Source organism: Dactylosporangium sp. NPDC050588 (genome assembly GCF_040654975.1).
In the GTDB taxonomy this organism is placed as follows: Bacteria; Actinomycetota; Actinomycetes; order Mycobacteriales; family Micromonosporaceae; genus Dactylosporangium; species Dactylosporangium maewongense.
This window is the reverse complement of sequence record NZ_JBFAJA010000116.1, coordinates 32890-37968: the sequence shown is the minus strand read 5'-3', so window position 1 is coordinate 37968 and position 5079 is coordinate 32890. Positions and strand designations below refer to the sequence as shown.

Sequence of the window (5079 nt, the reverse complement as noted above, 5' to 3'; positions counted from 1 at the left end):
GGATCCCGGCGTGAGCGGTCCGGAGCGGAGCGGAGGAGCCGCGAACCGGCATTGCAGGTCTGGCTCAGGCCGACGCCGGAGCGCAGCGGAGGTGGCGGCATGAGCGGCCCGGAGCGGAGCGGAGGAGCCGCGAACCGGCATTGCAGGTCTGGCTCAGGCCGACGCCGGAGCGCAGCGGAGGTGGCGGCATGAGCGATATCTACCTGGGTGGGGAACTGCTCGCGGAGGTGGAGCGCAACGGGTTCGTGGAGAGCCGGCACAGCGGGTCCGTCGTCGTCCTGGACGCCGGCGGCGAGGTCACGGCGTGGGCCGGTGACGTGCTCGGCCCGGTCTTCCCGCGCTCGTCCAACAAGCCCATGCAGGCGGTGGGGATGCTGGCGGCCGGCCTCACCGCGACACCGGCGGAGCTGGCGATCATCTCGGCGAGCCATCGTGGACAGCCCGCGCATGTGGCGTCGGTACGAGGTGTGCTCGCCGACCTCCCCGCCTCGGCGCTCGGCTGCCCGCCGGACTACCCGCTGTCCGACGACGCCCGCGACGCCGTGGTCCGGGCGGGCGGGGAGCGGTCGCCGCTGTACATGAACTGCTCCGGCAAGCACGCGGGGATGCTGCGCACCTGCGCGGCCAACGGCTGGCCCCTCGCCGGCTACCTGGACCCGGCGCATCCGGTACAGGTGGCGATCCGAACCGGCGTCGAGTCCCTCGCCGGTGAGCCGGCCGCGGCGGTCGGCGTCGACGGGTGCGGCGCGCCGCTGCTCGCGGTGTCGCTGCGCGGGCTGGCCGCGGCGTTCCTGCGGCTGGTGTCGGCCCCGTCCGGCTCGCACCCGCGCCTGGTCGCGGACGCCATGCGCGCCCACCCCGACCTGGTCTCCGGCACCGACACCGACGGGCACGACACGCAGCTCATGCGGGCGTTCCCCACGCTGCTGTCGAAGATCGGGGCCGAGGGTGTGATGGCGGCGGCGGTCCCCGGCGTCGGCGCGGTGGCCCTGAAGATCGACGACGGCGCCGCGCGCCCGCGACTGCCCGTGCTGAGCGCGGGGTTCGCGCGTCTCGGCTTCTCCCTGGGTGACTTTTCGGACATGCCGGTCATGGGCGGCGGCGTGCGGGTAGGTTCGGTCCGGACAGTCTGGTGAGCGGCTTCACGCTAGCTGGAGTTAGCAGTTTGCTTGCAACAGTTAGCACGGCGAGCTACGGTCGGTGATGTGACTGAAGAGCCGCGCGACCTGGGTGGGTTCATCCGTGACCTGCGCCGCAACGCGCGCATTTCGCTCCGCCAGCTTGCTGAGCAAGCCGGCGTCAGCAACCCGTACCTCAGTCAGATCGAGCGTGGCCTGCGGAAGCCGAGCGCCGAGGTGCTCGCGCAGCTCGCGAGTGCACTGCGGGTGTCGACCCCGCTGATGTACCTGCGAGCCGGCCTGCTCGAGCGCGAGGGGCACGACGTGCTGGCCGCGATCGCTGCGGACAGTGATCTCACGACGGCCCAGAAACAGTCGCTCACGCAGATCTACGAAACGTTCCGGCGCGAGAACTCGCGCAGCGATGCCGACAGCGCCGCCTCGGGGGCGGGGCGCGACGCCGACCCGGCACCACCGACGAAGTCAGAGGAGTCATCATGACCACCAGCACGACCACCCGGAAGATCCCGACCCCGCTCTATGCCGCCGCCGGCGCCGGTGACCTGGCCTATGAGCAGCTGCGCAAGCTGCCCGCGCAGGTCGCCCAGCTGCGCGCCAGGGTCGAGGAGCTGCGCCCGGCGGTCGCCGAGACCAACCTCCGCGCCGACCTGACCGTGGCCGCCGACCGCCTGCGCAACGCGGCCCGCCGCAACACCACGTCGCTGCTCGCCGGCGCCCAGGTCGCGCAGGACCGCGCGCTCGCCGTGTACACCGACCTCGTGAACCGTGGCGAGAAGGTCGTCGCCGGCGGCCGCACCGCCGAGGCCAAGATCGAGATCGCGCCGGCCACGAAGACCGTGACCACCGAGGTCGCCGTCACCCCCACCCCGGCCGACATCGCGCCGGCCGTGACGCCCGTCGAGACCGACACGCCCGTCCCCGCGAAGAAGGTCGCGGCGAAGAAGACCGCCGCCGCCAAGAAGTAACGGGAGTTAGTCGGGAGCCCTCCGGACCGTCTCGCACGGTCCGGGGGGCTTCGGAATAAGCTCGGGGGATGGTGACTGCAGTGCCGGTGTTCTACGACAGGGTCGAGCTGTACATCAGCCTGGCGGTGTGGATCTTCTGCCTGGTGCTCGGCGCCGCGGCGTTGCTGCACTGTCTCGTCCAGCGGGCCGACGCGTTCCCCGCCATCGGCACGATGTCCAAGACGGTCTGGCTGGCCATGAACGGTGGCGGCCTGCTGCTCACGGCCCTGGCGCCGCAGCTGCGCATGGGCTACCTCAGCATCTTCCTGCTCATCTCCGCGGGCATCTTCGCCGTCTACCTGCTCGACATCAGACCCGCGCTGCGCGACGCGGTCGACGGCCACGGCTCCTGGTGATGGCGGCCGGAATGACGGCTGCCTCGGCGATCGCGGCGCTGCCCTGCTCGGCGGTCGCGCCGACGTCCGGCCTGGCGGTCGCGCCGGTGCCTGGCTCGGCGGTCGCTCCGACGTTCGGCTCGGCGGTTGCGCCGGTGTCTGGCTCGGCGGCCTCTCCGACGGCTGGGACGGTGGCTGGGCCGGCTGTTGCGACCGTGGCTGGGCGGGCGGTTGTGCCGACGCCTGCGACGGCTGTTGCGCCAGCGGCTGTGACCGTGGCTGGGCCGGCGGTTGTGCCGACGCCTGCGGCGGCTGTTGTGACGGTGGCTGTGCCGGCAGCTGCTCCAGCCCGTGGGTTGGCGGTCGCAACGGCGCCTGGCTTGGTGGCTTCTCCGACGGCGGTTGTGACGGCGGTCCGCTGATGGACTTCCGCTGGCCGCCGCCGCCCGACGGCAGGCCCGACCGGTTCCGCCCGCCGGTGACGCGCGGGCCGCAGACCGGCCGGCCCACGCTCCCCGCGCCGCCGACCGAGCAGATCGCCACCCCGCACGGCGTCGAGCTGGAGTGGCTCCTCACCGGCGAGGGCGACCCCGTCACGGTCTTCGCGCACGGGCTCGGCAGCGGCATCGCCGAGACCCGCCCCCTGGGCAGCGCCGTCGCCGGCCGCAAGGTCTTCTTCCAGTTCCGCGGCCACGGCCACTCCGCCGCGCCCGGCGGCGTCTGGACCTATGCCGACCTCGCGCGGGACCTGCGCGCCGTCGCCGACCTCTCCGGCGCCACCCGCGCCCTGGGTGTCAGCCTCGGCGCCGGCGCCCTCTGCCGCCTCCTGGCCGACAACCCCGGCCGCTTCGAGCGCGCCGTCTTCTTCCTCCCCGCCGTCCTCGACACGGCGCGCCCGGCCGCCGCGCAGGAGCGCCTCACCGCCCTGATCGAGGCGATCGACGCCGGCGACGCCGCCGCCGTGGCCGACGTGCTCTCCATGGAGGTCCCCGCCCAGGTCCGCAACTCACCACCGGTCTGGGCGTTCCTGCGCCAGCGGCTCGACCAGCTGATGCGCGACGGGCTCGCCGGAGGCCTGGCCAGCCTGCCCGCCCAGGTCGCCGTGCAGGACCGAGCCGACCTCGCCGCGGTCACCGCGAAGTGCCTCGTCATCGGCTCCAGGGGCGACGAGCTGCACCCGGTCGCCGTGGCCGAGCAGCTCGCCGAGGCGCTCCCCGACGCGGAGCTGCACGTGTACGACCGCCCCGGCGTCGTCTGGACCCAGCGCGCCGACCTGCGCGCCCGGATCTCCACGTTCCTGAACCTCGGCCCCGACCGAAACTGTCCGAACGGCTGACCCCCGGCACGTATCAGAGTGGCACCCCGGAGCGTCTGTCCTATGGATGACAACTTCGCCACTACTGACCTGAGGGGGATCGGACCATGACCGCGCTGCGCCGCTGGGCCGGACCGACATAGAGTTTCGGACATGGGTGTCACGCAACACGGCAGGACCTCCCGCCTCGACCTCGCCGACCCGACGCTGCGCGAGTGGACGTGCGTCGTCCTGCACTCCGATGCCACCGACGGCATCGTGCTCGACCGCTCAGCCTTCTACCCCGGCGGTGGCGGCCAGCCACCGGACCACGGCGTGCTGCTGTGGCAGGGGGTACAGACGCGAATCACCGGGACCCGCAAAGGCGACGACCTCTACCTCCAGCCCGCCGAGGGAGACCCGCTCCCGCCCGCCGGCACCGAGGTGATCGGCGCCGTCGAGGATGACCGCCGCACCAAGCTCATGCGCACCCACTCCGGCCTGCACGTCCTGGGCGGCGTGGTGTTCCGCGACTTCGGCGCCCTCGTCACCGGCGGCTCCATGGAGCCCGCCGAGGCCCGCATGGACTTCAACCTCCCCGAGGTCCCACCCGACTTCAAGGCCCGGCTCGAGGAGCTCATCAACGCCGAGGTCGCCGCCGACCGCAAGGTCGTCACCAAGGTCCTCGCCCGCGACGAGGCCCTCGCCCTGCCCGACATCATCCGCACCCAGTCCAACCTGATCCCGCCCGACGAGCAGGAGATCCGCATCGTCGACATCGTCGGCCTCGACGCCCAGGCCGACGGCGGCACCCACGTCGCCTCGACCGCCCAGATCGGCCGCCTCCAGGTCGTCAAGGTCGAGAGCAAAGGCAAGGCCAACCGCCGAGTCCGCGTCCGCCTCACCGACTGACGCCCGCTCCCACCACAGCACCCGCCCGTCGCACTTGCCTCCACAGGCTCACCGGCTCCGCGCTTGCCCATATTCAGGTCTGCCGACTCCGGGCTCGCCAGCTCTGCGCTTGCCTCTCCGCACCCAGCGCCAGCGCCTCAGGGCCCGATCCGCGGCCGGTCGGCTCCCGTGGACAGGACCTGCTTGCCCTGCGCCCGCTCGCTCAGGTTTGCTGACCGGCTCCGCTCGCCTGGCCCGCGCTCGCCCGCTGCAGGGTCCGACCTGCGCAGGTTGGCTCCCGTGGGCCAGACTTGCTTGTCCCTGCGCCCGCTTGTCTTTGCGCCCGCTCGCTCGGGGCCTGCTATCCGACTCTGCTCGCCCACTTCAGGGTCTGACCCGCGCAGGTTGGCTCCTGC

Annotated in this window: 5 protein-coding genes and 1 pseudogene; all 6 read left to right on the top strand. The window is 72.8% G+C overall.

Going from position 1 to position 5079, the window contains the following annotated elements; genetic code table 11:
• Positions 1-188 precede the first annotated feature (188 nt).
• The 6 genes and pseudogenes from AB0I21_RS50865 to AB0I21_RS50840 all read left to right on the top strand — a co-directional run bounded on the left by AB0I21_RS50865 (position 189) and on the right by AB0I21_RS50840 (position 4684).
• Positions 189-1136 (top strand): asparaginase, encoded by a 948-nt coding sequence (locus AB0I21_RS50865; RefSeq protein ID WP_360572234.1) that lies wholly within the window; start codon positions 189-191, stop codon positions 1134-1136.
• Positions 1137-1205: 69 nt separating this feature from the next.
• Positions 1206-1559: pseudogene (locus tag AB0I21_RS50860) on the top strand (helix-turn-helix transcriptional regulator); the annotation flags it as partial.
• A gap of 56 nt (positions 1560-1615) precedes the next feature.
• Positions 1616-2104, top strand: a complete 489-nt coding sequence (locus AB0I21_RS50855; RefSeq protein ID WP_360572232.1) for a hypothetical protein — start codon at positions 1616-1618, stop codon at positions 2102-2104.
• Positions 2105-2172: 68 nt separating this feature from the next.
• On the top strand, positions 2173-2499 hold the full coding sequence (locus AB0I21_RS50850) for a DUF2516 family protein (RefSeq protein ID WP_360572230.1): 327 nt from the start codon (positions 2173-2175) through the stop codon (positions 2497-2499).
• Between the two features lie 397 nt (positions 2500-2896).
• The gene (locus tag AB0I21_RS50845; RefSeq protein ID WP_360572242.1) at positions 2897-3814 is read left to right on the top strand and encodes an alpha/beta hydrolase; all 918 of its coding nucleotides are present in this window, start codon (positions 2897-2899) and stop codon (positions 3812-3814) included.
• A gap of 132 nt (positions 3815-3946) precedes the next feature.
• Positions 3947-4684 (top strand): alanyl-tRNA editing protein, encoded by a 738-nt coding sequence (locus AB0I21_RS50840; protein ID WP_360572228.1) that lies wholly within the window; start codon positions 3947-3949, stop codon positions 4682-4684.
• Positions 4685-5079: the final 395 nt, after the last annotated feature.